Genomic DNA, 26,180 nt, shown 5'->3' with positions numbered 1-26,180 from the left:
GGTCCTGCTGCGTTAACCTTTGGTCCGGGGGCGGATGTCGCACCGTTCAAATACCGACGGGTTACCGACGCAATACCGACATTGCGATTTCGCCGCTCCGAGCCGTTAACCATTCAAAATGGCGGGAGTGAGGACCAGACCCCGGGTCAGATGACCAGACGGCTGCCCTGAGCGGGCCTGCGGTCCGCCTGCTGGCGTTTGCGCGCCACGATGCCGGCCCAGGTCACATCCAGCTCCCACAGGATCTCGGCGATCAGCGCAGGATCGCTCTCCATGCTCAGAACGGTGTACTGACCCCCTGTGCCGGTCGGGCGCGCAAACCTGCGGTTCAGCAGGTCTCCGCCCGCCGGACAGATGCACAGCGCGCCGGTGCTGGCAAAGACCAGCTGATCATCATCGAACTCCAGCAGATAGACCTGACGGCCCGGCGTTGCCCGGCGCCGCGACGTGGCGCAGAGCCCGTCGAGCACCTCTGCACGCAACAGCACAAGCGGGTCGCCAAAGGCCCGCTCAGCAGTGGCGCTCTCGATCAGAACCCCTTGGCGGGGCAGCAAAATAAGGTCTTCGCGGTTGCCGATCGCTGCGGCGGGAACATGCAGCGGATGTTGCTCTTTGGGGCAGTCGCCAGCGCCGCTCCACAGATCGAGTCGGGTGATGGCGCGCAACGGTTGCAGCCCGTTGTCAAAGGTCAGAACCGCGTCCCCGACCTGCAGGGTTTCGATCTTTTGCCAGCCGACAACCGTGGCCACGCGGGTGCCTGCCAGCATCCCCGACAGGGCGCTTTCATGGTCGCGAAAGCGGATTTCAGGGGCAAACGTGTGATGAGGCAGCCGGACGTTTTCGTCTGGCCGGGCCTCATGGCTCTGGATTCGCAGCAAACTGATATCAAACATGTCCGGCAATCCCGTCTGGCTCGCCCACGTCAGTGGCTCTCTTGGCGCAAAACCCGAACTCGGTACAGAACAAGGACCGGCTGGAACGCCAGCCGCACAGACAACATCGGGGCAGATATACAGGGCCCCTTCATCACTTGCTCAGATTTTCGCATTAGGATGAGAGTCTGTCGAGTAAGCTGCATCGCTTTTGCGACAGGTCAGTCAGGATTCAGAACGATTTACGCCGATTACTCCAAAAGAGACCCTAAAATTCCGTTCAAGCCGGATTTCGACATGTCTGCATCCATCAAACCGGCGTCGTGGGGTAGCGCGCGCCGGCATCGAATACGTAGGAAATGGCGCTAAAAAGCGTCACAATGTCGACAAGCATAGCGAAACCGCAAAAATGGCTTCGCTTTTCTTATGCTCCGCGAATCGCCTGTGGCCTGGCGGAGCGGCCCTCGTCGCCCATACAGGCAGAGCGCTCCGCCTGTGCGCGAGCCATAGAATGTGTACAAGCGAGCGCCCCAGGCGCTATCGGGCCCGCGACCGCAAACGCCGCAATGCACTCGTGCGCACCCGAAATTGCGGATACCCCCAACGCAGCATCACTCCACCACACACCAGACCTGAAACAACAACGGTCAGCACCTGATCCAAGACCCACCTCCTGCAGATAAAACCGGCAAGGATGGCACCACCTCGGTGCGCAACGTCCCTGCCCGTCTGACAGTGACCTGACCGCTCAGACCTTAACGCTAGGTAAACAAGAGTCCGATTGCCTACGTTTCTTCGCATGATTGCGGCCCCGTCAAACCCCGTGCTAATCTGTCGGGCAATCAGAAGGCTGGCACATGTCCCAGACAGAGCCCCCGCAGAACGATCCGGAAGAGCAGACCTGAATGACAGCCTTGGAGAAGTATCAGCGGCTGGAAGCCGCCGCCCAGTGGCGGGAGGCTGCGGGCACCGAGCCTCGGGACGTCATTGTTTCCATCGGCGAGGCGACTGTGGTCATTTCGGACCTTCAGGATCGGCCCCTGACGCATTGGTCGATAGCCGCTCTGGCGCGTGCCAACCCCGGGGAAACCCCAGCAATTTATCACCCCGACGGCGATTCCGGCGAGACGCTGCACCTCGCGCCCGAAGAGGCCGAGATGATCGAGGCGCTTGAGAAACTGCGCAGCACCGTCGAACGCCGCCGCCCCCGCAAAGGCCGCCTGCGCCTTTGGATGGTTCTGGCGTTTCTCGGCGTGATCGCCTCTTGCGGCTTCATCTGGCTGCCCGAAGCGCTGGAGCGGCAGGCCCTTGCGGTGCTGCCGCAGGTCAAGCGGGACGAGATCGGGGCCAAGCTGTTCACCAAGGTTCAGGCGCTGACCGGCCCGCCCTGTAGCGCCGGCGGTGGTGATATCGCCCTGCAACGGCTGGCAGAGCGCCTGCGCGGCCCCTCGGGCGCCCTGCCCAAGTTGTTTGTGGTGCGCAGCGGCGTCCCCGACACCGCGCATCTGCCCGGTGGCATCATCCTGCTGAACCGCAAGATGGTCGAGGATTTTGAGGATCCTGAGGTCACGGCCGGGTTCATCGTCGCCGAGCGTCTGCGCGCCGATGCCCGCGATCCCATCGACCGGCTGCTGGACGAAGCGGGCACCGCCGCCGTGCTGCGCCTGCTGACCACCGGCGATATCTCAGACGACATCCTGCGCCTGCACGCCAGCTCTCTGCTCAAGGCGATTCCGGTGAAACTCTCGGATGACACGCTGATCGCAGGGTTTGCAGCAGCGGGCATCCAGACCCGCCCCTACGCCACGGCGCACGACCTTGGCGTGCAAGGCACCCGTGCCAACGACATGCTGAAGCTCATCGAAGCGGACCCCTTTCCGAATGGCGCCCCGACCCCGGTGCTGCGCGATTCCGACTGGCTGCGCCTGCAGAGCATCTGCGGCAACTAAGGCCTGCAAGCCACCACAGCACAACGCAAAACGGCCCGCAGCGCAAACTGCGGGCCGTTGCATTGACGCCCCTGAAAAGGGCTTATTTCGTGCCAAACATCCGGTCACCGGCATCGCCCAGACCCGGCACGATATAGCCCTGCTCGTTCAGATGACTGTCGAGAGAGGCGGTCACGATCGGCACATCCGGGTGCGCTTCTTTCATGCGCGCAACGCCCTCAGGCGCGGCCAGCAGGCAGAGAAAGCGGATGTTCGTCGCACCGGCCTTTTTCAGCAGGTCGATCGCCGCCACCGACGAATTCCCCGTCGCCAGCATCGGATCGACCGCGATCACCAGCCGGTCGCCGAGGCTCTCCGGCACCTTGAAATAATACTGGACCGGCTGCAGCGTTTCCTCGTCCCGGTACAGCCCGACGAAACCGACGCGCGCCGCTGGAACCAGCTCAAGAATGCCATCCATCAGACCGTTGCCTGCCCGCAGGATAGAGATCAGCGCCAGCTTCTTGCCATCCAGCACAGGCGCGTCCATTTCCTCCATCGGGGTCTTGATGCGCTTGGTGGTCATTTCCATGTTGCGGGTGATCTCATAGGCCAGCAACTGGCTGATTTCACGCAACAACTGACGGAACTTCGCGGTCGAGGTCTCTTCCTCGCGCATCAGTGTCAGCTTGTGCTGCACCATCGGGTGGGTGACGATGGTCAGGTGTTCGATCTCGGGGCTGTCGCTCATGCCGGGGTCTCCTCAAGGCGCTTGGCCAGTTTTGCTTTGGTGTCGGCATCACAGAAAGCGGCGTCCAGCGAGTTGCGGGCGATCTCGGCAAAGACCTCCCTGTCCCAGCTGAAGGTCGTGCGCAATGCCTCGTATTCACGGTTCATCGTGGTGTGAAAGAACGGCGGATCGTCGGTCGAGACGGTCACCTTGACGCCACGCTCGCGCAGCATCTGAATGGGATGGCGGGCGATGTCGGGATAGACCCTCAGCGCCACGTTCGAGCCGGGGCAGACCTCCAGCACGACGCCGGATTCGGCCAGTTGATCGACCAGCGCCAGATCCTCGATCGCGCGCACGCCATGGCCGATGCGGCTGACGCCAAGGTCATTGATCGCGTCGCGCACCGATTGCGGCCCGCCCCATTCGCCCGCGTGGGCGGTCAGGTGCAAGCCAGCTTCGCGTGCCATATCAAAGGCATAGGAAAAGTCCTTGGGCTTGCCCTTGGCCTCATCCCCGGCGATGCCGAAGCCGACGATCCAGTCGCCCGCCGTCTCGGCCGCGCAGGCAGCCGTGGCACGGGCCTTGTCGGGGCCGAAGTGGCGGATGCAGGTGATCACGCCACGCAACACGATGCCCATATTGCGTTCTGCCGCGTCCGCCGCCTCGCGGATCGCATGCAGGTATTCCTTCCACGCGCCGACATCGCTGCCACCACAGAAATCCGGCGACAGGAAGGTCTCGGAATAGATCACCCCGTTCTCGGCGGATTGCTCCAGCACAGCGGTGGTCAGGCGGGCGTAGTCCTCGGGCGTTTTCAGCACCTCGGTCGCGGCCTCGTAAACCCTCAGGAAATCGACGAAATCCGTGTAGGCATAGTTACCACGGGCGTCAAAAACCTTGCCGAGGTCGATGCGCTTTTCCTGCGCGATGCGACGGATGAACTCCGGCGGGGCGGCGCCTTCATGGTGCAGGTGCAGCTCCACCTTGCGCAGCTCGGCCACGTCGAATTCCAGGTCCAGGTCGGAGTCGCGATCTCGCTCTCGGTCTCTCATATCAGGCTCCTTCCCGGCCCCTGCGCCGCCACGCCAAGGTGACGCGCCACGGTGGCCGCAACATCTGTGAACTGGCACAGGCCCAGCGGCCCGGCCCCAAGGCCCGCAATCAGCACCGGCACCCGTTCCCGGGTGTGGTCGCTGCCGAACCAGCTGGGATCATTCCCGTGGTCCGCCGTCAAGAGCAGCATGTCCCCCGGCCTCAGCCGATTGATCACAGCGCCGATCCGGCCATCAAACCATTCCAACGCGCGGGCATATCCCGAAATATCACGCCGATGTCCATAGAGGCTGTCGAATTCCACGAAATTGGCGAAGGTAAGCGCGCCCTCTTCGGCCTCCCCGACCAGTCGGTCCAGCTGATCCATCAGCGCCGCGTCAGAGCCCTTCACCACGTCATCAATCCCCTGCATCGAGAAGATGTCGCCGATCTTGCCGACCCCGTGGACAGTGCCCCCTGCCGCCTGCACCCAGTCGCACAGCGACGGGCTGGGCAGCGCCATGGCATAATCGCGACGGTTGGCGGTGCGGGTGAACGTGCCCTCCTCGCCCACGAAAGGTCGCGTGATCACCCGCCCCACCTTCATCACGTGGAGCATGGGCGAGAGATCTTTTGCCAGCGTTTGCAGGCGGTCGTTGCCAAAGCTGCCCTCATGCGCCGCAATCTGGAACACGCTGTCAGCAGAGGTATAGCAAATCGGCCAGCCGGTTCTCAGGTGCTCCGCGCCAAGGCGGGCGATCACCTCGGTCCCGCTGGCGTGGCAGTTGCCAAGGATCCCGTCGGTGCCCGCAAGGCGGCAAACCTCGGCCACCAGCTCGGCTGGGAAGGCAGGCGTTGTGTCGGGGAAATAATGCCAGTCCCAGGGCACCGGCACGCCCGCCAGCTCCCAGTGGCCGGTGGGGGTGTCCTTGCCGGGACTGACCTCGCTCGCCGCGCCCCAGAGGCCGGTCGGCGTGGCCTGCAGTCCGGGCGCGCTCGTGCCAGAGGCCAGCTCGACCGCCGCCCCCAGACCCAGAGCGGCAAGGTTCGGCAACTGCAGAGCACCGCTGCGCCCCTCCTCTGCCCGCCCCTCGGCGCAGGCCTGCGCAATATGCGCCAGGGTGTTGGACCCGGTATCAGGCCGCGCACCGTTGAAGAAATCCGCAGCATCCGGCGCGCCGCCAATCCCGACCGAGTCCATCACCACCAGAAAAGCGCGGCTCATCCCGTGATCCTTTCCAGGATCAGCGGACCGGGCGTCGCCTCTGCCGCGTCCGTGATGGTTACCGCAGCCTGCACCGCGCGCACCGCAGCATCGGCACTGCCCTCGCGTGCGGCATGGACCCGCGCAATGGCTTGCCCCGCCTCAACCCGCTGCCCAAGCCGCAGCACATCCGTCAGGCCTACGGCGGGGTCGATGGCATCGCCCTCGACCTTGCGCCCGCCGCCCAGATCGACCACCGCGAGGCCGAGCGCCTCTCCGTCAATCGCCGCGATAACCCCAGACCGATCTGCGACAACCTCTCGGATCACCGTCGCCTCGGGCAGGAACCGCTGCCAGTCGTCGGTAAAGCGCACCGGCCCGCCCATCAGCGCCACCATGCGCCCGAAATGTTCGGCCGCACGGCCACTTGTCAGGGCCTGCTCCATCGCCTCGGCCCCCGCCTCGACGCTCTTGACCAAACCGCCCTGCAGCAGCAGCCCGGCACCGAGAGCGATGCTCAGCTCGCCCAGACGCCCCCGCTCCTGCCCGCAGAGCACCCGCATCGAGGCCGCGACCTCCAGAGCGTTGCCGAGCGAGGAGGCGAGAGGCTGGCTCATGTCCGACAGCACGGCCTCCGTCGGGCAACCCGAGGCATTGGCCGTCGACACCAGTGCCCGCGCCAGCGCCGCTGCATCACCCTGCGATTTCATGAAGGCACCGGAGCCGCATTTGACGTCCAGCACCAGCCCCTGAAGCCCGGCGGCGAGCTTTTTCGACAGGATCGACGCCGTGATCAGATCAAGGCTTTCCACCGTCGCCGTGACATCGCGGATGGCGTAGAGCCGCCGATCCGCCGGGGCGATATCGGCACTGGCCGAAACGATGGCACAGCCCGCCTCGCGTACCAGTTGGCGAAACGCGCCCTCGGACACCTGCGTGGAAACGCCAGGTATCGCCTCCATCTTGTCCAGCGTCCCGCCGGTATGGCCCAGCCCACGGCCCGAAATCATCGGCACATAGGCGCCGCAGGCCGCCAGCGCCGGGGCCAGCACCAGACTGACGCAATCCCCGACACCGCCGGTGGAGTGCTTGTCGAGCACCGGCCCCGGCAGATCCCAGGTCAGCACCCGGCCACTGTCGCGCATCGCCAGTGTCAGGGCGACCCGCCCCTCCTCTCCGATGCCCTTGAGCAGCACGGCCATGGCAAAGGCCCCCGCCTGAGCATCCGTCACCGATCCATCCGACAGCCCTTGTGCGAACCACGTAAGATCGGATTTCGAGGGTGTGCGCCCATCACGCAGGGCGGCAATGATCCGTCGCGCAGTCATCTCAGGTGTTGGCCATATGGTCCGCCACGAACCGCCCTGGCAGGATTTCGTCCAGCGTCATCTCCAAAGTCTTGCCGTCCGTGGTGCACATCGTCACCTTGACCTCTGGCTTGCCGAACTCGACCAGCTTCTGGCGGCAGCCACCACAGGGCGGCACCGGCGCGGGACTGTCGGCGATGACGTAGACCTCGGTCAGCTCGGTCTCGCCCGCGGCGACCATGGCGGCAATCGCCCCGGCTTCGGCGCAGGTTCCTTCGGGATAGGCGACGTTTTCGACGTTGCAGCCCGCGTAGATCACACCCGAGGCCGAGCGGATTGCCGCGCCGACCTTGAATTTGGAATAGGGCGCATAGGCGTTTTCACGCACGGCGGTGGCGGCTTTCAGCAGGTCCATTGGGAAGTTTCCTTGTGCGTCAGTCAGTCATGTAGGCCCCAGGTGCCGCAACACCGGGGTTTCCAGCGCAGTCTTCAAGCCTGCGAAACACTTTGCAAGGGCTAACCCAACGCCCCCTGTCGGCTTTTCGGCCCCCGACGCTTCACCACCTTGTGAATGGCTTTCAGGCGGCCTCAACACGCTCTATGATGAATCGGCGCGGCCAGAATATCGGGCCCGGCGAGGGGTTCCCCCTGACCGGGATATGGTTTAGCGTTAAACTACTTCCAAAGAGGATGAGGCCGCTCATGTCCGATACCGACAAGACCACGCTTCGCGATGCAGCGCTGGCCTATCACGAATTCCCCAAACCCGGTAAGCTGGAGGTCCGCGCAACCAAGCCGCTGGCCAATGGCCGCGACCTCAGCCTGGCCTATTCGCCCGGCGTCGCCGAGGCCTGCCTTGAGATCAAGGCAGACCCCAAGGCCGCATCGCGCTACACGTCGCGCGGTAACCTTGTCGCTGTCGTATCAAACGGGACTGCCGTGCTTGGCCTCGGCAACATTGGCGCACTGGCCTCCAAGCCCGTGATGGAGGGCAAGGCGGTCCTCTTCAAGAAGTTCGCCGGTATCGATTGCTTCGACATCGAGCTGAACGAGAGCGATCCGGAAAAGCTGGCAGATATCGTCTGCGCGCTTGAGCCGACGTTCGGGGCCATCAATCTAGAAGACATCAAGGCCCCCGACTGTTTCATCGTGGAAAAGATCTGCCGCGAGCGGATGAATATCCCCGTGTTTCACGACGACCAGCACGGCACCGCCATCGTCGTCGGCGCGGCGGCGACCAACGCCCTGCGCGTCGCCAACAAGAAATTCGAGGACATCAAGATCGTCTCGACCGGTGGCGGCGCTGCCGGGATCGCCTGCCTGAACATGCTCGTCAAGCTGGGCGTCAAGCGCGAGAATATCTGGCTCTGCGACATCCACGGGCTGGTCCACGAGGGCCGCAACGAGGATATGAACCCGCACAAATCCGCCTTCGCGCAGAAGAGCGACCTGCGCACACTGGATGATGTGATCGACGGTGCGGACCTTTTCCTGGGCCTCTCCGGTCCCGGCGTTCTGACCGCAGAACAAGTCGGCCGGATGACCAAGAAGCAGCCGATCATCTTCGCCCTTGCCAACCCGACGCCGGAGATCATGCCCGACCTCGCCCGTGCCGTTGCCCCCGATGCGATCATCGCCACAGGGCGCAGCGACTTCCCGAACCAGGTCAACAACGTCCTGTGCTTTCCGTTCATCTTCCGCGGCGCGCTTGACGTCGGCGCGACCGAGATCAACGACGAGATGAAGATCGCCTGCATCGAAGGCATCGCCGCCCTCGCCCGCGCCACCACCAGCGCCGAGGCCGCCGCCGCCTATCAGGGCGAGCGTCTGACCTTCGGCACCGATTACCTGATCCCCAAGCCCTTCGATCCGCGCCTGTCTGGCATCGTCTCCTCTGCCGTGGCCAAGGCCGCGATGGAAAGCGGCGTGGCGACGCTGCCGATTGACGACCTTGCCGCCTACAAGGCCAAGCTGAATTCCTCAGTCTTCAAATCGGCCATGCTGATGCGTCCGGTCTTCGAGGCCGCGCAAACCGCCTCGCGCCGCATCGTCTTTGCAGAAGGTGAGGACGAGCGCGTCCTGCGTGCCGCCCAGGCGATCCTTGAAGAAACCACCGAGCAGCCGATCCTGATCGGTCGCCCCGAGGTCATCGAATCCCGCTGCACCCGCGCCGGCCTCAAGATCAAGCCGGGCGTCGATTTCCATGTCGTGAACCCGGAAAACGATCCGCGCTACCGCGACTACTGGATGACCTATCACAAACTGATGGCCCGTCGCGGTGTCACGCCCGAGGTCGCGCGCGCCATCATGCGCACCAACACCACCGCCATCGGCGCGATCATGGTGCACCGTGAAGAGGCCGACAGCCTGATCTGCGGCATGTTCGGCGAATACCGCTGGCACCTGAACTATGTCACACAGGTTCTCGGCAGCCCGGACCGTCAGGCCACAGGTGCCCTGTCGATGATGATCCTTGAAGACGGCCCGCTGTTCCTGACCGACACGCATATCAACCCCGAGCCGAGCCCTCAGCAGATCGCAGAGGCCGCCATCGGCGCGGCGCGTCACGTCAAGCGCTTTGGCCTGACGCCGAAGATCGCGCTCTGCAGCCGCTCTCAGTTCGGCAATCAGGATACCGAGGCCGCCATTCGCATGCGCCTCGCCATGGACATCCTCGATTCCGCACCGCGCGACTTCATGTACGAGGGCGAGATGAACGTGGACACCGCACTGGACGCAAAACTGCGTCATGAAGTGTTCCCCGACTCGCGTCTTGAAGGGGCTGCCAACGTGCTGGTCTTCGGCCATGCCGATACAGCATCCGGCGTGCGCAACATCCTCAAGATGAAGGGCGGCGGGCTGGAAGTCGGGCCGATCCTGATGGGGATGCGCAACTGCGCCCATATCGTCAGCGCCTCGACCACTGCGCGCGGCCTGCTGAACATGGCCGCAATTGCCGGCACCCCGGTCGCCCACTACGGCTGATCAACCAAGGTGCGCCGCCTGTCAGGTGGCGCACCCCGCAAAGCTATGTCCCGGAGACAGGTTTTGCAGACTTTGCAAAGTCGCCCAACCTTCACATCATTCATGAAAACTTCGGAAAATTTGCAAAGTTTTGCAGGCCAGATCCCGCTGAACACGCAAGTTTTTCGCGCGTAGCCGTACAGATCCGCATTCCATTCTTGCCCTGAGGGCACTCGCTCCCGTACCTCATTGGGTACCCGAGGCAACTGCAGGTTGCCAAGGTCAAGGAGGAGGATCTTATGGGTTACAAAGACGTCTATGCCGCTTGGGCTGCGGATCCGGAGGCATTCTGGATGCAGGCCGCCGACGCCATCGACTGGGACCGCAAGCCGAGCAAGGCCCTGTATGACGAAAACGCGCCGCTCTATGAGTGGTACTCGGACGGGATGGTCAACGCCTGCTGGAACGCCGTCGACCGCCATGTCGAAAATGGCCGGGGGGAGCAGACGGCCATCATCTACGACAGCCCGATCACCCACACCAAGCGCGAAATTTCCTATGTCGAGCTGCGCAACCGCGTTGCCACCCTTGCCGGGGCCCTGCGCGCCAAAGGCGTGGAAAAGGGCGACCGAGTCATCATCTACATGCCGATGATCCCTGAGGCGATCGAGGCGATGCTGGCCTGTGCGCGCATCGGCGCGGTGCATTCGGTTGTCTTCGGCGGCTTTGCCGCGAACGAATTGGCGGTGAGGATCGACGATTGCCAGCCCAAGGCGATCATCGCCGCCTCCTGCGGGTTGGAGCCTGGGCGCACCGTGCACTACAAACCTCTGCTCGACGGGGCGATTGATCTGGCGAAGCACAAGCCCGATTTCTGCGTGATCTATCAGCGTGAACAGGAAGTGGCTCAGCTGATCCCGGGGCGTGACGTGAACTGGCACGGCTTTCAGTATGGCATTCAGCCGGTCGACTGCCTGCCCGTCGAGGGCAATCATCCGGCCTATATCCTCTATACCTCCGGCACCACCGGCCAGCCAAAGGGCGTCGTGCGCCACACCGCCGGGCATCTGGTGGCGCTGGAATGGTCAATGCAGAACGTCTACGACGTCGACCCCGGTGATGTATTCTGGGCGGCCTCCGATGTCGGTTGGGTCGTCGGGCACAGCTATATCTGCTACGGGCCGCTGGTGCATGGCAACACCACCATCGTGTTTGAGGGCAAGCCGATTGGCACACCGGACGCGGGTACCTTCTGGCGGGTGATCTCCGAGCACAAGGTCAAGAGTTTCTTCACCGCCCCCACCGCCTTTCGCGCCGTCAAACGCGAGGATCCGGAGGGCGAATATGTGCGCAAGTATGACCTCAGCTGCCTCAAGAACGTCTACCTCGCGGGTGAGAGGGCCGATCCCGACACGCTGATCTGGGCACAGGAAAAGCTGGGCAAGCCGGTGATCGACCATTGGTGGCAGACCGAAACCGGCTGGCCCGTTGCCGCCAACCCGATGGGGATCGAACCGCTACCGTTCAAGCTCGGCTCGCCCTCCGTTCCGATGCCCGGGTACGATGTGCAGGTGCTGGATGAGGCGGGTCAGCCCATGCCCGCCGGCCAGCTCGGCGCGATTGCCATCAAGCTGCCCCTGCCCCCCGGCACTTTACCGACGCTCTGGCAGGCCGAGGCGCGGTTCCGCTCAAGCTACCTGACGCACTTCCCCGGCTATTACGAGACGGGCGACGCCGGGATGATCGACGAGGACGGCTATGTCTACATCATGGCGCGCACCGATGATGTCATCAACGTCGCAGGGCACCGTCTGTCGACAGGCGCGATGGAGGAAATCCTCGCGAGCCACCCGGACGTGGCCGAAACCGCCGTCATCGGTGTGTCCGACCCGCTGAAAGGGCAACTTCCACTCGGGTTTGTCTGCCTCTCGAAGGGGGTGAACCGCCCGTATGAGGAGATCGTGCGCGAATGCGTCACCATGGTGCGTGACCGCATCGGCCCGGTTGCGGCCTTCAAGCTGGCGGTGGTGGTGGATCGCCTTCCCAAGACGCGCTCTGGCAAGATCCTGCGTGCGACGATGGTCAAGATCGCGGACGCGGAGGAGTTCAAACTGCCCGCCACCATTGATGACCCGGCCGTGCTTGATGAGATCCGCCTGGCGCTGCAAAGCCTTGGCTATGCCAAGCAAAAGCACCCAGCGTGACATGCAGAAAGGGCGGCTCCTGAGAGCCGCCCCTTCCACTCAACACTGAAAAGATCAGTGTTTGGCCATGAATTCGTCGACCTGACGCTCGGCTTCGTCTTTTTCGATGCCATAGCGTTCCTGGATCTTGCCGACCAGTTGCTGGCGCTTGCCCGCGACGACATCGACGTCGTCATTGGTCAGCTTGCCCCAGTTCTCTTGGGCCGAACCTTTGAATTGCTTCCAGTTACCTTCAATGCGATCCCAGTTCATAAGAGTATCCTCCATCTGAGTTTCTGGATGCTGCTGCATCCTTCACAGACAAAACGTGGCCACAGGCGTCCCGGTTCCACTACCCCGAAAAAGTGCGCCGTAGGATTGGCGAAGATCTGCCACCCTGCTGAGCGCGCAGGCCTCTCCTCAGACGAATTGCTCCTGGATCAGCCGTTCCTCCAGCCCGTGGCCGGGATCGAAGAGGATATTGTGCCGGACATCCGAGGCCGAACTGACCTCAACAGACAGCACGTTGGTGACCGAGCGGCGGCTGTCGGCATCGGCCATGACGGGGCGCTTTTCAGGTTCCAGCACGTCAAAGCGGATGACGGCGGTCTTGCGCAGTAGGGCACCGCGCCAGCGGCGCGGGCGAAACGGCGCAATCGCTGTCAGCGCCAGAACGTCCGACCCGATGGGCAGGATCGGGCCGTGCGCGGAATAGTTATAGGCAGTCGAGCCTGCAGGTGTTGCGATCAGCGCTCCGTCACAGACCAGTTCGTCCAGCCGCACGCGGCCATCAACGGTGATCCGCAGTTTGGCGGCCTGCGGGCCCGCACGCAGCAGCGACACCTCGTTGATGGCCAGCGCGGTCTGGATTTTACCATCGGCGCGGGTGGCGCGCATCTCAAGCGGGTTGATGACCTCTTCCTCGGCGGCGGTCAGACGCTCGACCAGATCCTCTTCGGAATAGTCGTTCATCAGAAACCCGACCGTGCCGCGATTCATCCCGTAGACCGGCGCGCGCAGGTTTGTCGTGCGATGCAGCGTCGCCAGCATGAAGCCATCACCGCCAAGCGCCACGATCACATCGGCTTCACTTTCGGGAACGGAGCCGAACCGCGCGGTCAGGCTCTTGCGCGCCGCCTGCGCCGACGGGCCACGACTGGCGGTAAAAGCAAGCTTGATGCTCATCAGGTGGCTGCCTCGCTTGCGAACCCTGAAACCAAAGGCCCGGAGCGCGTCACGCGTTTCCGAAAGCCGTCTTTCGGTTCCGAAACAATCACAACTCGGGCAAAGGTGCCAGCCCTGCCGCTTTTCATATTGATCATGACGATTTGGACACTTCCTCACATGGCACTGTCATTGTAGGTACCCGCTCAACAGCAGTTGATGGAGTACCCCATGACCGATACCGGCTTTTTCACAGACAGCCTCGAAGCCCGCGATCCGGAAATCTTTGGCGCCATCCGCAAGGAACTTGGCCGTCAACGTGACGAGATCGAGCTGATCGCCTCGGAAAACATCGTCTCCGCCGCCGTGATGGAAGCCCAAGGCTCGGTCATGACCAACAAGTACGCCGAGGGCTATCCGGGCCGTCGCTACTATGGTGGCTGTGAATTCGTCGATATCGCGGAACAGCTGGCCATCGACCGTGCCAAGCAGCTGTTCGGCTGTGAGTTCATCAACGTGCAGCCGAACTCCGGTAGCCAGGCCAACCAGGGTGTCTTCACTGCCCTGCTGCAGCCCGGCGACACCATTCTGGGCATGAGCCTCGACGCAGGTGGTCACCTGACCCACGGCGCCAAGCCGAACCAGTCGGGCAAATGGTTCAACGCCATCCAGTACGGCGTGCGCAAGCAGGACAGCCTGATCGACTACGATCAGGTTCAGGAGCTGGCGACCGAGCACAAGCCCAAGATGATCATCGCAGGCGGCTCAGCGATCCCGCGTCAGGTGGATTTCGCAAAAATGCGCGAGATTGCCGACAGCGTTGGCGCTTACCTGATGGTCGACATGGCGCACTTTGCCGGTCTGGTTGCCGCGGGTGAACACCCCAGCCCCTTCCCCCATGCCGATGTCGTCACCACGACCACTCACAAGACCCTGCGCGGCCCCCGTGGCGGCATGATCCTGACCAACGACGAAGCCATTGCGAAAAAGGTCAACTCGGCCATTTTCCCCGGCATTCAGGGCGGTCCTTTGATGCACGTGATCGCCGCCAAGGCGGTCGCTTTTGGCGAGGCGTTGCGTCCCGACTTCAAGGTCTACCAGAAGCAGGTGCGTGCCAACGCCGTCGCTCTGGCCGATCAGCTGATGAAAGGTGGCCTCGACATCGTCACCGGCGGCACCGACACACACGTCATGCTGGTTGATCTGCGTCCCAAGGGCGTGAAGGGCAACGCGACCGAAAAGGCACTCGAGCGCGCCCATATCACCTGCAACAAGAACGGCATCCCGTTTGACCCGGAAAAACCGATGGTGACCTCGGGCGTGCGTCTCGGCACCCCTGCCGGCACCACCCGTGGCTTTGGCGAGGCTGAGTTCCGTCAGATTGCCGATTGGATCGTCGAAGTTGTCGATGGTCTGGCCGCCAATGGCGAAGAGGGTAACACCGAGGTCGAAGCCAAGGTTGCGGGCGAAGTTGCCGCGCTCTGCGCGCGCTTCCCGCTCTACCCCGGACTCTGAGACAGGGCCTCTTGCCTCTCTCTCGCATGGGCGCTACGCAAGCGCCCATGCGCATTGTCAGAGACCATCAATTCGTCACGGACCGCGATCGCGGTGCCGTTGCAGCCATCGGAAACTTCGATGGCGTGCACTTGGGCCACCGCTCCGTGATCGACCTCGCCCGGGCCGAGGCCACCCGACTGGGTGCCCCCCTTGGCGTCGTCACGTTCGAGCCGCATCCGCGACAGCTGTTTGCGCCCGACTCTGCCGATTTCCGGCTGACCAATTCCACGGCCCGCGCCCATCGGCTGGAAAAGCTGGGTGTCGATGTGCTGTATGAGCTGAATTTCACCCCCTCCCTCGCCAATCTGACGCCGGAAGCCTTCGCCAATGGCGTGCTGCGTGCGGGGCTGGGGCTGCGCAAGATCGTCGTCGGCGCGGATTTTCATTTCGGCAAGGGTCGCGCGGGCGGCGTCGCGGACCTGATCGCCTTTGGCGACGCCTATGGTATCGAAGTGGAGGTCGTCCCCTTGCTGGAAAACGAATCCGAGGAGGTCTCCTCCACCGCGATCCGCACCGCACTGGCCGAGGGGCGCCCACGCGACGCCGCGGCCATGCTGGGCCACTGGCACCGGATTGAGGGCACCGTGGTGCGTGGCGATCAGCGCGGCCGTGACCTTGGTTATCCGACGGCGAACATGTGGCTACGCGGCCTGCACAAGCCCTGCTTTGGCGTCTATGCAGTGCTGGTCGATGTGCTGAACGGCCCCAATCAGGGCAGCTACAAGGGGGCCGCCTCGCTGGGTTTGCGCCCGATGTTCGACGGCAAGGTGCCCAACCTGGAAACCTTCGTGTTCGATTTCAGCGGCGATCTCTATGGTGCAGAGCTGTCGGTCGCCTTGGTCGAGTATCTGCGCCCCGAGATGACCTTCGACGGACTTGAGGGGCTGATCGCCCAGATGGATGCCGACTGCCTGCGCGCCCGCCAGATACTGGATGCGGTATGAGCGGCCCGTACAAAGATCCCATTGATCGCACAGGCTTGCGCCCCCGCTTCTGGGAACATGTCCCGCTCAAGAAGATGTCCCAGAAGGAATGGGAAGCGCTCTGTGACGGCTGCGGCAAGTGCTGCCTGAACAAGCTGGAGGACGAGGAAACCGGCGAGGTCGCCCTGACCCGGGTTGCCTGTCGCCTGCTGGACGGGCATTCGTGCCTGTGTTCGCAATATCCGATCCGCCACCAGTTCGTGCCCGAATGCATCTCTCTCTCGGCCAAGAACCTCGAAAGCCATCTGTATTGGATGCCCGAAACCTGCGCCTATCGCCTGCTGCATGAAGGGCGCCCGCTGTTTCACTGGCATCCGCTGATCTCGGGCGATCCGCAGAGCGTGCATGACGCGGGCGTTTCCGCACAGGACATCACGGTGCCCGAGTTCGAGATCGACGAGGAGGACTGGGAGGACTACATCATCGAGGAGCCGACCTAATGTTTTTTGCCTCTGACAACGCAGGCCCTGCGCATCCCTCCATCATCGAAGCGATGGCGACGGGCAATGACGGCTATCAGATGCCTTACGGCAACGACACGATCATGGAGAAGGTCCGCGACCGTCTGCGCGTGATCTTCGAGGCCCCCGAGGCCGCTGTTTATCTGGTGGCCACCGGCACGGCTGCGAACTCGCTCGCTCTCGCAACCTATTGCCAGCCATGGCAAACTGTCTACTGCAGCCCCGTCGCCCATATCTTTGAGGACGAGTGCAATTCGCCCGAATTCTACATGGGGGGCGCCAAGCTGACCCTTGTGGGCGACAGTGACAAGATGACCCCCGACGCCCTGCGCGCCGCCATGGGGCACGAGGCCCGCATCGCCGTGCACTCGGCCCAGCCCGGCCCACTCTCGATCACGCAAGCCACTGAAAAGGGTCGCATCTACACCTGTGACGAGATCGCAGCGCTGTCCGCGATTGCCGCAGACCTGGGCCAGCCGACGCATCTGGATGGCGCGCGCTTTGCCAATGCTCTGGTCGCGCTTGGCTGTACGGCGGCGGAGATGACCTGGAAAGCGGGCGTTGATGTTGTCAGCTTCGGCGGCACCAAGAACGGCTGCATTGGTGTCGAGGCGGTGATTTTCTTCGATCCCGCAAAGGCTTGGGAGTTCGAATTGCGCCGCAAGCGGGGCGCGCATCTGTTCTCCAAGCATCGCTACCTCTCGGCGCAGATGCTGGCTTACCTTGAGGGCGACCTCTGGCTCGACCTCGCGCGGCAGTCAAACGCGCGCATGGCGATGTTGGCTGAAGGCCTGCGTAAGATCGGTGCCAGCTTCGTGCAGGAACCGCAGGCGAATATGGTCTTTGCCCGCCTGCCCCGCGCCACGCACAAACGTCTTAAAGACGCCGGCGCGCTGTACTATCTGACCATCGGAGAGCTGGAAGGCGACGACGAGACGGAGTTGCTGACTGGCCGCTTTGTCTGCGACTGGTCCCTCCCCGAAGCTGAGATCCGCCGGTTCCTCGACATCGCCGCTGGTTGAGATTTTGCTGTCAGGGGCGGGGCTTACGCCTCGCTCCTGACAACATCGGACGCCAGAAACGCCTGGACGGCATCAGCGACCTGCGCCGCATGCGTCACGGGCCCCATGTGGGCAGCGCCCTCGATCACCACACGCTCAGCAAAGGGCATCTGAACTTGCAGCGCATCATTGATACGCGCCGCAAATATCGGGCCAACCTCGCCCTCCATCAGCAGAACCGGACAGGTAAGCGCCGTCAGACGGCCGCGCGACAACATGCCAGCGGGGTCGCCATAGTTCGTCTCGCGGATCGCATCGATCAGAGGGATGCGCGCCGTGAAGGCCTCGCGCTGCGCCTCAGGCAGACGCTCCCATGCACGGCCATCACCCCAGACGCTCATGAAGGCACGGGCCGCACCCTCGTGATCACCCGCCGCATAGGCCTCGGCATAGGGCGCCATCTTGGCATCGTGCTCGGCCTGCAGACCCGGAAAGGCCCGGAAACCAGCGGTAAAGAACACCGGTTCATAGAGAGCAAGCGAGCGGACAAGCTCAGGCCGCTCGACGGCGAGACGCAGTGCGACTGTCGCGCCAAAGGAATGACCCAGCACATCGACAGGGCCATCCCCCCAGCTCTCCAGCAGCCCGGCGGCCATCTCAACACTCTGTTCCTGAAAGGAAACATCGGCATGCCAGTCACCGCTTTTGCCATGGCCCGGCAGATCAAAGGCCCGCATGTCCATCTCGGGGGCCAGCCGCGTCGCCACGCCCTGCCAGGCTCCGGAATGGGCCAGAGAGCAGTGGATCATCAGCATGCGACGCCTGGCACTGTCCTCCTCGCCCCAGGATCGCCACGCGGTTTCATGGCCGCCGAAAAGAGAGTGCAACATCAGAGCGTCCCGTCGAGGAAGGCCTCAAGATCATCGAGGCGGTCATGGCCCCAGAAGCGCTCCGAACCGTCGACGATATAGAAGGGCGCACCGAAGACACCGGCATTCAGCGCCTCTTCGGTGTTGCGGGTGAAGGTTTCGGCACCGGCGAGCAGGCCGCTGTCGGCCAGAGCAGGGTCGAAACCGGCCTTGGAGAGGCACGCCCGGATCACGTCATCCTCGGCGACATTCTTTTCCTCAACCCAGCACGCCGCCAGTATCAGTTGGCAGAGCAAACCGACATCGCCGCCCCCTGCGGCCTGCGCCGCGATGATCGCATAGCAGGACGGCGCGGGATTGGTCGGAAAAAACGCCGGATGCAGTGTCAGCGGCAAACCGGTCTTCACACTCGCGCGACGCAGTTCCTGCAGACGATATTCCTTGCGGGACGCCGAACGATCCTTCAGGGCAATGCCGCCATTGAGCGACGTAACCCTCGGGAGATCAACGGGTTTATAGGCAATCGTCGCGCTGTGTCTGGCGGCAATCTGCTCCAGCCGCCCGCCAGCGAGATAGGCAAAAGGCGAAATCGTGGTGAAATAGTAATCGATATGCTTGGTCATTTTCCCAGCCTTCTGAACGCGGGTTGTTTGGCAAGACCGTAACGGGGTGTTAAGCGGGGTTCAACGTCACGAATCTGTCATTGCGCAGGCCCCCGGAGACCAATCCATGCCTAATATTATCGAGCCCAAGCTGATTGCGGGCAATTCTAACATGCCCCTGGCCACAGCGATTGCACGACGCATGTCGATGCACCGCGGGATGAGCGTGGATCTGGTGAAGGCCAGGGTCGAGCGTTTCAACGACGGCGAAATCTTCGTCGAAGTCTTTGAAAACGTGCGTGGTGAGGACATGTTCATCATCCAGAGCACGTCGAACCCGGCCAACGACAACCTGATGGAACTGCTGATCATGACCGACGCGCTACGCAGGTCCTCGGCGGCACGCATCACGGCCGTGATCCCCTATTTCGGCTATGCCCGTCAGGACCGCCGCACCAAGGCGCGCACCCCCATCACCGCCAAGCTGGTGGCCAATATGCTGGTCGAGGCCGGCGTCGAACGGGTGCTGACGCTGGACCTGCATGCGGCTCAGATTCAAGGGTTTTTCGACATTCCCGTCGACAACCTCTATGCCAGCCCGATCTTTGCGCTGGACATCATGGAGCAGTTCAAGGACCGCCTGCAGGATGTCATGGTCGTCTCGCCCGACGTTGGCGGTGTGGCGCGTGCGCGTGAGCTGGCCAAGCGGATCAACGTGCCCCTGTCGATCGTCGACAAGCGCCGCGAGAAGCCCGGTGAGATTGCCGAGATGACCGTCATCGGTGAGGTGAAGGACAAGATCTGCATTATCGTCGATGACATCTGCGACACGGCAGGTACGCTCTGCAAGGCCGCGGAATTGTTGATGGAATACGGCGCGACCGAGGTGCACTCCTACATCTCGCACGGGGTTTTGTCGGGGCCTGCGGTCGAGCGGATCTCGAATTCCGTCATGAAGAATCTGGTGATCACCGATTCCATCGCCGCCACCGATCCGGTGAAAGCCTGCGACAAGATCCGCATCCTGCCGACGGCGCCGATGTTCGCCCAAGCCATCCTGAACATCTGGAACGGCACCTCGGTCAGTTCGCTGTTCGAGACCGGCACGCTGGAGCCGATCTATGAGGGCTACTTTCGCGGCTGATCGCGGCGGCTGAAAGCTGAAATTGGGGCGTGGGACCGGGATGCCGGGCCTGCGCCCTTTTTGCATTTTGGCGGACATCGGGGTGTCGGTATCTGGTCGGTATGCCGTCGGTAAGTGGGCGGTGCGATTTTGGCACGCGCGGAAGGGGGCGCTGCCCCCGGCGCGGGGCGCCTCCCCCGAAGTATTTCGGGCAAGATGAGAGAGCTTTTGGGCGGGGCGAGAGACGGGCGGCGCGCGGGGGGGGAGCGTTAGCGGCGGGCGGCGAAGAAGGTTTTCAGCAGGGCTTGGGCCTCGGGGGCGGCGATGTCGTCGTAGACCTCGGGGATGTGGTGGCACTGGGGGTGGGTGAAGATGCGAGGGCCTTGTGCGATGCCGCCAGATTTCGGGTCCGCCGCGCCGTAGTAAAGGCGGGCGATGCGGGCGGCAGCGATGATGGCGGCGCAGGCGGGGCAAGGCTCCAGCGTGACGTAGAGCGAGAAGCCCGGCAGGCGTTCGGTTTTCAGCGCAGCACAGGCGGCGCGGATCACCAGCACCTCGGCATGGGCGGTGGGATCGCTGCGTTCGCGGGTGCGGTTGCCGTCGGCGGCGACGAGGCGGCCAGAGGGGTCGATCAGGGCGGCGCCGACCGGCACCTCGCCGCGGGCGGCGGCGGCGCGGGCCTCGGTGAGCGCGATCTGCATATGAGAGGTGAACATCATGCGCCTTAGGTGGCCTGTGCAGCGCGGCCTTGCAAGAAGATCTCTTCCTTGGCGACGTGATCCGCGCTAGAGCCGGTGCATGACACGCAAGCCCACGCCCCGCCCCGAGAGCCCCGAACCGACATCCCCCCGCCGCGACATGCAGGACGGGGCCGCGATGGCGCCCGAAACCGGTGCTGCTGGCGTGCCCGAAAAGCCCGCGCCCCAGCCAGAGACCGAGAGCGCTGGCCGCCCCGGAGATCGCATCGCCAAGGTGCTGTCGCGCGCCGGTGTCGCAAGCCGTCGCGACGCCGAGAAGATGATTGCCGAGGGCCGCGTTGCGGTGAACGGCAAGGTCATCGACAGCCCGGCGCTGAACATTACCGGCGGTGCGCGCATCACCGTCGATGGCAAGCCGATTGCCGCGGCCGAGCCGGCGCGCATGTGGCTGTATCACAAGCCCACGGGTCTGGTGACCACGACCAAGGATGAACAGGGGCGCGACACGATCTTTGACGCCCTGCCCGAGGATATGCCGAGGGTACTGTCGGTCGGGCGGCTCGACCTCAATTCCGAGGGGCTGTTGCTGCTGACCAATGACGGCGGCATCAAGCGCCAGCTGGAGCTTCCCTCGACCGGCTGGTTGCGGCGTTACCGGGTGCGCGTGAAGGGCGATCCGACCGAGGAGATGCTGGAGCCGTTGCGCGAAGGCATCGTGGTCGATCGCGAGGAATTTCAGCCGATGATCGTGTCGATCGACCGTCAGCAGGGCGCCAATGCCTGGCTGACGATTGCGCTGCGCGAGGGCAAGAACCGCGAGATCCGGCGCGCGCTGGAGAATGTCGGGCTGGTGGTGAACCGGCTGATCCGGGTCAGCTATGGCCCGTTCCAGCTGGGCACGCTGAAGGTCGGTGCTGTGGAAGAGATCAAGCGGCGCGTCATGCGCGATCAGCTGGGTCTGGAGCCGGAAGACGAAGAGACCGCCGCCCCTGCCCCGCGCAAGCGGCTGGTGCGCAAAAGCAAACCTGCGGGCATCGGGTCGGACATCACCGAAGAGACCTTTGGCGGGCGGGGTCGTCCCGGTGCCAAGGCAGGCCCGAAAGCGGGGCCGAACGCAGGCCCGAAGTCTGGTGCCAAGTTCGCCGCGAAAAGCGGCCTGCGTGCGGGCGGTGGCACGGGATCGAAGCCTGCGGGCACCTTTGAGGGACGTGGCGCGGCCGGCGGCAAGCCAGGCGGCAAAAGTTTTGGCGGGCGGCCCGGCGAGTCCAAGGGCTATGCTGGCAAAGGCTATGCGGGCAAGGGTGAGGGTCGCTCGTCTGAAGGGCGGTCTTCTGAGGGCCGGTCTGCTGAGGGTCGCGGTGGCGCGACGGGTGGCGGGCGGACGTTCTCGTCCGGTGGCGCTGAGGCGAAACCGGGTGGGCCGCGTCGCTTTGCCTCCTCGGGGAATTCTGGCGCAAGCTCTGCCGGGCCGCGGCCAACGGCGGCCAATCCCGGCTTCAGCAAGCCGAGCACCGGCAAACCGGCTGGCAAACCCTCTGGCGGCAGGCCGTCTGGCGGCAAACCCGCGGGCCGTGGTCCGGGCGGTCCCAAGGGGCCACCGCGCGGCAAGCCGCGCGACCGGGGCTGAGCGCATCGGTTTGCTGAAGGCTGTCGGCTGTCAGCGGCCATCGACGTTTGACGAAAGGCATCGCCCTGCTGCGCGCGGGCGGTGCCTTTTGCCATACGCCTTGCCAGTGCGGCTGCCTGCTCTAGTGTTGGCAGGGGGCGCGCGGGCCGGGCGGCCCTATCGCGGGACACCACTAGGAAAGCCGTCCCCGGCTTCTTAAGTGTTCCTTAGGCAGCTGGAGGCCCTGACATGGCACGCGTGATCTTTGTTCTGTTGATTTTGGGCGGCGTTGTGGCCCTCGCCGCGACGCTGATGGCGGCGATTGGCGGGGCGGCGGACCGGCGGCGGCTGACCTCTGGCCAGCGCCTGCCGACACAGCTGCGCAGCACGACATCGCAGAAAGTCGCCTATGGCTTGCTGATCGCGGTGATGTTCGGCGTCGCCTCGGGACTGATGGGCGCATGAGCGGCGGAAAGGACCTTCGGCAATGATGGATCGGCAGAGCAACGCGGGCCCCTTGGGCAAACGCGGCGGCCCCCGCGCTGTTGTGGCGCCGGGCGGGGCGCGGGTGAACACGCTCTACCTGCCGTCGGTGCTGCTGGCGGTGACCTCGCTCTTTGCCCCGCCCGCAGGGTTGGCCTTTGGCCTTGGCGGCGCGGCCCTGTGGTGGGGCGCGGCGCTGATGACGCGTGAGGGGCTGGCGGCCGAGCAGGCGTTTCTGGGGCGCAAGACCGCCCGCCGACCTGCCCTGCCGCGCAAGATGCTGGGCAGCGCGATGATCGCGCTCGGCACCGCCTTTGGCGCGCTGGCACATGGCCAGACGGCGGGGGGCGCGGTGATCTATGCGCTGGTTGCCGGGGCGCTGCACGCCGTGGCCTTTGGCCTTGATCCGCTGCGCGATCGCTTTGGCGAGGGGGTCGATGCCCATCAGCATGACCGTGTCGCCCGTGTGGTCGAGCGCGCCGAAGAGCATCTGTCGGGCATCCGCACCGCCATTGCAGCGCTGCACGACCGGTCCCTGAACAGCCGCGTCGCCGCCTTTGAACACAGCGCCCGCGAGATGATTGCCGAGGTCGAGGATGACCCGCGCGATCTGCCCCAGGCGCGGCGCTACCTCGGGGTTTACCTGCAGGGCGCGCAGGACGCCTCGGAGAAGTTCGCCGCCCATTATGCCCGCCACGGCGAGGTCGGGGCACGGCGCACATATGAGGCGCTTCTGGATGATCTGGAACAGAATTTTACCGCCCGCACACAACAGATGTTACAGGATGACGCCACGGATATGAGCATCGAGATCGAGGTGCTGCGAGAGCGTTTGCAACGCGATGGCGTCACGCCGACCCATCCCGCAGAAACGGAGTGAGCTGACATGTCCCAGGATGTGCGAACCAAGGCGAAACAATCGCAAAAGCTGGTCGAAGAGGTGACGGCTTTGGAATTGCCCGAACCCTCGCCCGAACTGGGCCTCGACCCCGGCGAAGAGGCGGCCTTTGACGACGATGACAGCCCGCTGAGCGACGAGATCCGCGCCCGCATGGCGCAGATCGACATGACCAGCAGCCAGTCCATCGTCGGCTTTGGGGCCGCCGCGCAGGGCGAATTGCAGCAGATCAGCCAGGCGATGCTGTCGGATGTGCGCACCAAGGACGTCGGCCCCGCCGGTGACAGCCTGCGCGAGATCGTCAGCACCCTGCGCGGCTTTGCCGTCAGCGAGCTCGACGTGCGCCGCGACCGCTCGCTCTGGGAACGTGTCACCGGACGCGCCGCGCCCTTCGCCCGCTTCACCGCGCGGTTCGAAGATATCCAGACCCAGATCGACCGTATCACCGATGACCTGCTGGGGCACGAGCATCGGCTGCTGAAGGATATCAAGGCGCTCGACCTGCTCTATGAAAAGACGCTGGGGTTCTATGACGAACTCGGCCTCTATATCGCGGCGGGCACGCAGCGGCTCTGGCAGCTCGACAAGCAGGAAATCCCGGCGCTGGAACGGGCAATGCAGGCCGCGCCCGGGGACGATGCCCAGATGAAGGCGGCGCAGGACCTGCGCGACATGCGAAGCGCAAGAGACGATCTGGAACGTCGGGTGCATGATCTGAAACTGACGCGGCAGGTGACGATGCAGTCCCTGCCCTCGATCCGGCTGGTGCAGGAAAACGACAAAACGCTGGTGACCAAGATCAACTCGACCCTCGTCAATACCGTGCCGCTCTGGGAAAGCCAGCTGGCGCAGACCATCACGATCCGGCGCAGCGCCGAGGCGGCGGATGCGGTGCGCGCCGCCAATGACCTGACCAATGACCTGCTGAAGGGCAATGCGGCACAGCTGCGCCAGACCAACCGCGTGGTGCGCGAAGAGAACGAGCGTGGCGTCTTCGACATCGAGGCCGTAAAGCAGGCGAACGACGATCTGATTGGCGCGATCCGCGAAAGCCTGGCGATCGCCGATCAGGGCAAGGCCCGCCGCGCCGCCGCCGAAGCCGACCTCAGGAAAATGGAGGCGGACTTGCGCGATGCCCTGTCGCAGGCCAAATCCCATGCCACCGGTCTGGGCGAGACAACGGCACAATCGGTGCCGAGGCGCTGAGCAGACCCAAGAGGTAAAGACATGCGGGCGATTTTGCAAAGGGTGAGCGAGGCGCAGGTGCGCGTGGCAGGCGACGTCATCGGGCAATGCGGGCCCGGCCTCATGGTGCTGGTCTGTGCCATGCAGGGCGACACCACAGCCAATGCCGACAAGCTGGCCACCAAAATAGCGCGACTCCGGATCTTCGACGACGGTGAAGGCAAGATGAACCGCTCGATCCTCGATATCGGCGGCAGCGCACTGGTGGTCAGCCAGTTCACGCTGGCCGCAGACACCAGCCGCGGCAACCGGCCCGGCTTTTCAGCCGCCGCCGCACCGGACGAGGGCCGCATGCTCTATGAGCATTTCACCCTCGCGCTGGCCGCTCAGGGAATAGCCGTGGAAACCGGAGAATTCGGCGCCGATATGAAGGTGTCTCTGATCAACGACGGGCCGATCACCATCTCACTTGAGGTTTGAGACTAATATCGCCTCTCTGAGGCGAGCCTCCGGCGGGGATATTTGCAACAGGGAAACGAGGGGCCGCCCTGCATGATTTCCCTGTCGGAAATATCCCGGGGGTGAATGGCGCCGCAGGCGTCAGAGGGGGCAGAGCCCCCTGACTTGGCTCAAACCGAGACTTCGGCCATCAGGGCATCCTTGGTGATGTCCTCCTTGGTGCCCGACGCCGTGACTGAACCGCGGCGCATGACGTAGAAGCGGTCGGCGAGGGTATAGGCGAACTCGAAATACTGCTCGACCAGCACGATGGCCATGTCGCCTTTGTCCCGCAGGTATTCGATGACCCGGCCAATCTGCTGGATGATGTTGGGCTGGATACCTTCTGTCGGTTCGTCCAGCAGCAGCAGTTTTGGTTTCGTAATGATCGCGCGGGCGAAGGCCAGTTGCTGTTGCTGACCGCCCGAGAGGTCGCCGCCGCGGCGGTGCAGGAATTCCTTCAGGATCGGGAACAGCTCGTAGATCTCGTCGGGGATGACATGCTCAGAACGTGGTAGGCAGGCGTAGGCGGTTTGCATGTTCTCCTCGACCGTCAGCAGCGGGAAGATCATCCGGCCTTGCGGCACGTAGCCGATGCCTTTGTGCGCCAGGACATGGGCGGGGAGTTTGCCGAGGTCTTCGCCGTCGAGGCTCATGCTGCCGCCAGAGCGGGGGTGGGTGCCGGAGATCGCCTTGAGCAGCGACGTCTTGCCGACCCCGTTGGTGCCCATGATGCAGGTGACTTGGCCGGTATGGGCCTGCAGGTCGATCCCGTTGAGGATCTGGCTTTGGCCGTAGTGCAGGGTAAGGCCTTGGACATTCAGCATTT

The 26,180-nt window shown here is 63.9% G+C and carries 25 protein-coding genes; 13 read left to right on the top strand and 12 right to left on the bottom strand.

Annotated features, from left to right (window positions below; all coding sequences use genetic code 11):
* Window positions 1-146: 146 nt before the first annotated feature.
* Window positions 147-893, bottom strand: a complete 747-nt coding sequence (locus F3W81_RS00770) for a Hint domain-containing protein (RefSeq protein ID WP_193081708.1) — start codon at window positions 891-893, stop codon at window positions 147-149.
* A gap of 884 nt (window positions 894-1,777) precedes the next feature.
* Here F3W81_RS00770 and F3W81_RS00765 point away from each other — a divergent pair.
* Window positions 1,778-2,821: a hypothetical protein gene (locus F3W81_RS00765; RefSeq protein WP_193081706.1), complete on the top strand. Its 1,044-nt coding sequence runs from the start codon at window positions 1,778-1,780 to the stop codon at window positions 2,819-2,821.
* Window positions 2,822-2,903: 82 nt separating this feature from the next.
* On the opposite strand, the gene upp is transcribed toward F3W81_RS00765, so the two are convergent.
* Genes upp through F3W81_RS00740 form a run of 5 tightly spaced genes read right to left on the bottom strand, consistent with a single transcriptional unit; the run spans window position 2,904 to window position 7,491 of the window.
* On the bottom strand, window positions 2,904-3,551 hold the full coding sequence (gene upp, locus F3W81_RS00760; RefSeq protein WP_193081705.1) for a uracil phosphoribosyltransferase: 648 nt from the start codon (window positions 3,549-3,551) through the stop codon (window positions 2,904-2,906).
* Window positions 3,548-4,585, bottom strand: a complete 1,038-nt coding sequence (locus tag F3W81_RS00755; protein WP_193081703.1) for an adenosine deaminase — start codon at window positions 4,583-4,585, stop codon at window positions 3,548-3,550. Before F3W81_RS00755 ends, upp begins: the two co-directional genes overlap by 4 nt.
* Window positions 4,582-5,790: a phosphopentomutase gene (locus tag F3W81_RS00750; protein ID WP_193081701.1), complete on the bottom strand. Its 1,209-nt coding sequence runs from the start codon at window positions 5,788-5,790 to the stop codon at window positions 4,582-4,584. Before F3W81_RS00750 ends, F3W81_RS00755 begins: the two co-directional genes overlap by 4 nt.
* On the bottom strand, window positions 5,787-7,097 hold the full coding sequence (locus F3W81_RS00745; RefSeq protein WP_193081700.1) for a thymidine phosphorylase: 1,311 nt from the start codon (window positions 7,095-7,097) through the stop codon (window positions 5,787-5,789). Before F3W81_RS00745 ends, F3W81_RS00750 begins: the two co-directional genes overlap by 4 nt.
* 1 nt (window position 7,098) lies before the next feature.
* Entirely contained in the window at window positions 7,099-7,491 is a 393-nt protein-coding gene (locus tag F3W81_RS00740; protein WP_193081698.1) for a cytidine deaminase, read from the bottom strand.
* Between the two features lie 287 nt (window positions 7,492-7,778).
* Between F3W81_RS00740 and F3W81_RS00735 the strand changes: the two genes are divergently transcribed.
* Both F3W81_RS00735 and prpE read left to right on the top strand, forming a co-directional pair.
* Window positions 7,779-10,061 (top strand): NADP-dependent malic enzyme, encoded by a 2,283-nt coding sequence (locus F3W81_RS00735; RefSeq protein WP_193081696.1) that lies wholly within the window; start codon window positions 7,779-7,781, stop codon window positions 10,059-10,061.
* Window positions 10,062-10,339: 278 nt separating this feature from the next.
* A complete protein-coding gene (gene prpE / locus F3W81_RS00730) occupies window positions 10,340-12,244 on the top strand; it encodes a propionate-CoA ligase PrpE (protein ID WP_193081694.1) in 1,905 nt (634 codons plus the stop codon).
* Between the two features lie 54 nt (window positions 12,245-12,298).
* Here the strand turns inward: prpE and F3W81_RS00725 are convergent, their stop codons facing one another.
* Window positions 12,299-12,496 carry a CsbD family protein gene (locus F3W81_RS00725; RefSeq protein WP_193083520.1) on the bottom strand — a complete coding sequence of 66 codons (198 nt, stop codon included), beginning with the start codon at window positions 12,494-12,496 and terminating at the stop codon, window positions 12,299-12,301.
* A gap of 147 nt (window positions 12,497-12,643) precedes the next feature.
* On the bottom strand, window positions 12,644-13,408 hold the full coding sequence (locus tag F3W81_RS00720) for an NAD kinase (protein ID WP_193081692.1): 765 nt from the start codon (window positions 13,406-13,408) through the stop codon (window positions 12,644-12,646).
* 210 nt (window positions 13,409-13,618) lie between these two features.
* Here F3W81_RS00720 and glyA point away from each other — a divergent pair, with 210 nt between their 5' ends.
* From glyA to F3W81_RS00700, 4 genes are read left to right on the top strand one after another with little or no spacing between them, the layout of a single operon-like run.
* Window positions 13,619-14,902 (top strand): serine hydroxymethyltransferase, encoded by a 1,284-nt coding sequence (gene glyA, locus F3W81_RS00715; RefSeq protein WP_193081690.1) that lies wholly within the window; start codon window positions 13,619-13,621, stop codon window positions 14,900-14,902.
* 47 nt (window positions 14,903-14,949) lie between these two features.
* The gene (locus F3W81_RS00710; RefSeq protein ID WP_193081688.1) at window positions 14,950-15,888 is read left to right on the top strand and encodes a bifunctional riboflavin kinase/FAD synthetase; all 939 of its coding nucleotides are present in this window, start codon (window positions 14,950-14,952) and stop codon (window positions 15,886-15,888) included.
* Entirely contained in the window at window positions 15,885-16,367 is a 483-nt protein-coding gene (locus tag F3W81_RS00705) for a YcgN family cysteine cluster protein (RefSeq protein ID WP_193081687.1), read from the top strand. Before F3W81_RS00710 ends, F3W81_RS00705 begins: the two co-directional genes overlap by 4 nt.
* Complete coding sequence (locus F3W81_RS00700; RefSeq protein ID WP_193081685.1) at window positions 16,367-17,410, top strand: threonine aldolase family protein; 1,044 nt, start codon at window positions 16,367-16,369, stop codon at window positions 17,408-17,410. Before F3W81_RS00705 ends, F3W81_RS00700 begins: the two co-directional genes overlap by 1 nt.
* A 23-nt stretch (window positions 17,411-17,433) precedes the next feature.
* On the opposite strand, the gene F3W81_RS00695 is transcribed toward F3W81_RS00700, so the two are convergent.
* Together F3W81_RS00695 and F3W81_RS00690 are read right to left on the bottom strand one after the other, a co-directional pair.
* Window positions 17,434-18,279, bottom strand: a complete 846-nt coding sequence (locus F3W81_RS00695) for an alpha/beta fold hydrolase (protein WP_193081684.1) — start codon at window positions 18,277-18,279, stop codon at window positions 17,434-17,436.
* The gene (locus tag F3W81_RS00690) at window positions 18,279-18,881 is read right to left on the bottom strand and encodes a 2-hydroxychromene-2-carboxylate isomerase (RefSeq protein ID WP_193081682.1); all 603 of its coding nucleotides are present in this window, start codon (window positions 18,879-18,881) and stop codon (window positions 18,279-18,281) included. Before F3W81_RS00690 ends, F3W81_RS00695 begins: the two co-directional genes overlap by 1 nt.
* Before the next feature lie 106 nt (window positions 18,882-18,987).
* Between F3W81_RS00690 and F3W81_RS00685 the strand changes: the two genes are divergently transcribed.
* On the top strand, window positions 18,988-20,004 hold the full coding sequence (locus F3W81_RS00685) for a ribose-phosphate pyrophosphokinase (protein WP_193081680.1): 1,017 nt from the start codon (window positions 18,988-18,990) through the stop codon (window positions 20,002-20,004).
* Between the two features lie 248 nt (window positions 20,005-20,252).
* Here the strand turns inward: F3W81_RS00685 and F3W81_RS00680 are convergent, their stop codons facing one another.
* A complete protein-coding gene (locus tag F3W81_RS00680) occupies window positions 20,253-20,702 on the bottom strand; it encodes a nucleoside deaminase (protein WP_193081679.1) in 450 nt (149 codons plus the stop codon).
* Window positions 20,703-20,781: 79 nt separating this feature from the next.
* Between F3W81_RS00680 and F3W81_RS00675 the strand changes: the two genes are divergently transcribed.
* The 5 genes from F3W81_RS00675 to dtd all read left to right on the top strand — a co-directional run bounded on the left by F3W81_RS00675 (window position 20,782) and on the right by dtd (window position 25,333).
* The gene (locus F3W81_RS00675) at window positions 20,782-22,308 is read left to right on the top strand and encodes a pseudouridine synthase (RefSeq protein WP_193081677.1); all 1,527 of its coding nucleotides are present in this window, start codon (window positions 20,782-20,784) and stop codon (window positions 22,306-22,308) included.
* A 228-nt stretch (window positions 22,309-22,536) separates the two neighbouring features.
* Window positions 22,537-22,752 (top strand): hypothetical protein, encoded by a 216-nt coding sequence (locus F3W81_RS00670; protein WP_193081675.1) that lies wholly within the window; start codon window positions 22,537-22,539, stop codon window positions 22,750-22,752.
* Between the two features lie 22 nt (window positions 22,753-22,774).
* On the top strand, window positions 22,775-23,650 hold the full coding sequence (locus tag F3W81_RS00665) for a 5-bromo-4-chloroindolyl phosphate hydrolysis family protein (protein WP_193081673.1): 876 nt from the start codon (window positions 22,775-22,777) through the stop codon (window positions 23,648-23,650).
* A gap of 6 nt (window positions 23,651-23,656) precedes the next feature.
* Window positions 23,657-24,874 carry a toxic anion resistance protein gene (locus F3W81_RS00660; RefSeq protein ID WP_193081672.1) on the top strand — a complete coding sequence of 406 codons (1,218 nt, stop codon included), beginning with the start codon at window positions 23,657-23,659 and terminating at the stop codon, window positions 24,872-24,874.
* 21 nt (window positions 24,875-24,895) lie between these two features.
* Window positions 24,896-25,333 (top strand): D-aminoacyl-tRNA deacylase, encoded by a 438-nt coding sequence (gene dtd / locus F3W81_RS00655; RefSeq protein WP_193081670.1) that lies wholly within the window; start codon window positions 24,896-24,898, stop codon window positions 25,331-25,333.
* Window positions 25,334-25,482: 149 nt separating this feature from the next.
* On the opposite strand, the gene urtE is transcribed toward dtd, so the two are convergent.
* Window positions 25,483-26,178: an urea ABC transporter ATP-binding subunit UrtE gene (gene urtE / locus F3W81_RS00650; RefSeq protein WP_193081668.1), complete on the bottom strand. Its 696-nt coding sequence runs from the start codon at window positions 26,176-26,178 to the stop codon at window positions 25,483-25,485.
* Between the last annotated feature and the right edge of the window lie 2 nt (window positions 26,179-26,180).

Origin of the sequence: Pseudooceanicola spongiae (assembly GCF_014899185.1) — a bacterium.
Lineage (GTDB): Bacteria > Pseudomonadota > Alphaproteobacteria > Rhodobacterales > Rhodobacteraceae > Pseudooceanicola > Pseudooceanicola spongiae.
This window is presented reverse-complemented; position numbering and strand designations above follow the sequence as displayed.

What these genes read in the sequence shown, in the direction of transcription:
- F3W81_RS00770 (WP_193081708.1), bottom strand. Translation starts at nt 893, where the DNA reads ATGTTTGATATCAGTTTGCTGCGAATCCAGAGCCATGAGGCCCGGCCA.
- F3W81_RS00765 (WP_193081706.1), top strand. Translation starts at nt 1,778, where the DNA reads ATGACAGCCTTGGAGAAGTATCAGCGGCTGGAAGCCGCCGCCCAGTGG.
- upp (WP_193081705.1), bottom strand. Translation starts at nt 3,551, where the DNA reads ATGAGCGACAGCCCCGAGATCGAACACCTGACCATCGTCACCCACCCG.
- F3W81_RS00755 (WP_193081703.1), bottom strand. Translation starts at nt 4,585, where the DNA reads ATGAGAGACCGAGAGCGAGATCGCGACTCCGACCTGGACCTGGAATTC.
- F3W81_RS00750 (WP_193081701.1), bottom strand. Translation starts at nt 5,790, where the DNA reads ATGAGCCGCGCTTTTCTGGTGGTGATGGACTCGGTCGGGATTGGCGGC.
- F3W81_RS00745 (WP_193081700.1), bottom strand. Translation starts at nt 7,097, where the DNA reads ATGACTGCGCGACGGATCATTGCCGCCCTGCGTGATGGGCGCACACCC.
- F3W81_RS00740 (WP_193081698.1), bottom strand. Translation starts at nt 7,491, where the DNA reads ATGGACCTGCTGAAAGCCGCCACCGCCGTGCGTGAAAACGCCTATGCG.
- F3W81_RS00735 (WP_193081696.1), top strand. Translation starts at nt 7,779, where the DNA reads ATGTCCGATACCGACAAGACCACGCTTCGCGATGCAGCGCTGGCCTAT.
- prpE (WP_193081694.1), top strand. Translation starts at nt 10,340, where the DNA reads ATGGGTTACAAAGACGTCTATGCCGCTTGGGCTGCGGATCCGGAGGCA.
- F3W81_RS00725 (WP_193083520.1), bottom strand. Translation starts at nt 12,496, where the DNA reads ATGAACTGGGATCGCATTGAAGGTAACTGGAAGCAATTCAAAGGTTCG.
- F3W81_RS00720 (WP_193081692.1), bottom strand. Translation starts at nt 13,408, where the DNA reads ATGAGCATCAAGCTTGCTTTTACCGCCAGTCGTGGCCCGTCGGCGCAG.
- glyA (WP_193081690.1), top strand. Translation starts at nt 13,619, where the DNA reads ATGACCGATACCGGCTTTTTCACAGACAGCCTCGAAGCCCGCGATCCG.
- F3W81_RS00710 (WP_193081688.1), top strand. Translation starts at nt 14,950, where the DNA reads ATGCGCATTGTCAGAGACCATCAATTCGTCACGGACCGCGATCGCGGT.
- F3W81_RS00705 (WP_193081687.1), top strand. Translation starts at nt 15,885, where the DNA reads ATGAGCGGCCCGTACAAAGATCCCATTGATCGCACAGGCTTGCGCCCC.
- F3W81_RS00700 (WP_193081685.1), top strand. Translation starts at nt 16,367, where the DNA reads ATGTTTTTTGCCTCTGACAACGCAGGCCCTGCGCATCCCTCCATCATC.
- F3W81_RS00695 (WP_193081684.1), bottom strand. Translation starts at nt 18,279, where the DNA reads ATGTTGCACTCTCTTTTCGGCGGCCATGAAACCGCGTGGCGATCCTGG.
- F3W81_RS00690 (WP_193081682.1), bottom strand. Translation starts at nt 18,881, where the DNA reads ATGACCAAGCATATCGATTACTATTTCACCACGATTTCGCCTTTTGCC.
- F3W81_RS00685 (WP_193081680.1), top strand. Translation starts at nt 18,988, where the DNA reads ATGCCTAATATTATCGAGCCCAAGCTGATTGCGGGCAATTCTAACATG.
- F3W81_RS00680 (WP_193081679.1), bottom strand. Translation starts at nt 20,702, where the DNA reads ATGATGTTCACCTCTCATATGCAGATCGCGCTCACCGAGGCCCGCGCC.
- F3W81_RS00675 (WP_193081677.1), top strand. Translation starts at nt 20,782, where the DNA reads ATGACACGCAAGCCCACGCCCCGCCCCGAGAGCCCCGAACCGACATCC.
- F3W81_RS00670 (WP_193081675.1), top strand. Translation starts at nt 22,537, where the DNA reads ATGGCACGCGTGATCTTTGTTCTGTTGATTTTGGGCGGCGTTGTGGCC.
- F3W81_RS00665 (WP_193081673.1), top strand. Translation starts at nt 22,775, where the DNA reads ATGATGGATCGGCAGAGCAACGCGGGCCCCTTGGGCAAACGCGGCGGC.
- F3W81_RS00660 (WP_193081672.1), top strand. Translation starts at nt 23,657, where the DNA reads ATGTCCCAGGATGTGCGAACCAAGGCGAAACAATCGCAAAAGCTGGTC.
- dtd (WP_193081670.1), top strand. Translation starts at nt 24,896, where the DNA reads ATGCGGGCGATTTTGCAAAGGGTGAGCGAGGCGCAGGTGCGCGTGGCA.
- urtE (WP_193081668.1), bottom strand. Translation starts at nt 26,178, where the DNA reads ATGCTGAATGTCCAAGGCCTTACCCTGCACTACGGCCAAAGCCAGATC.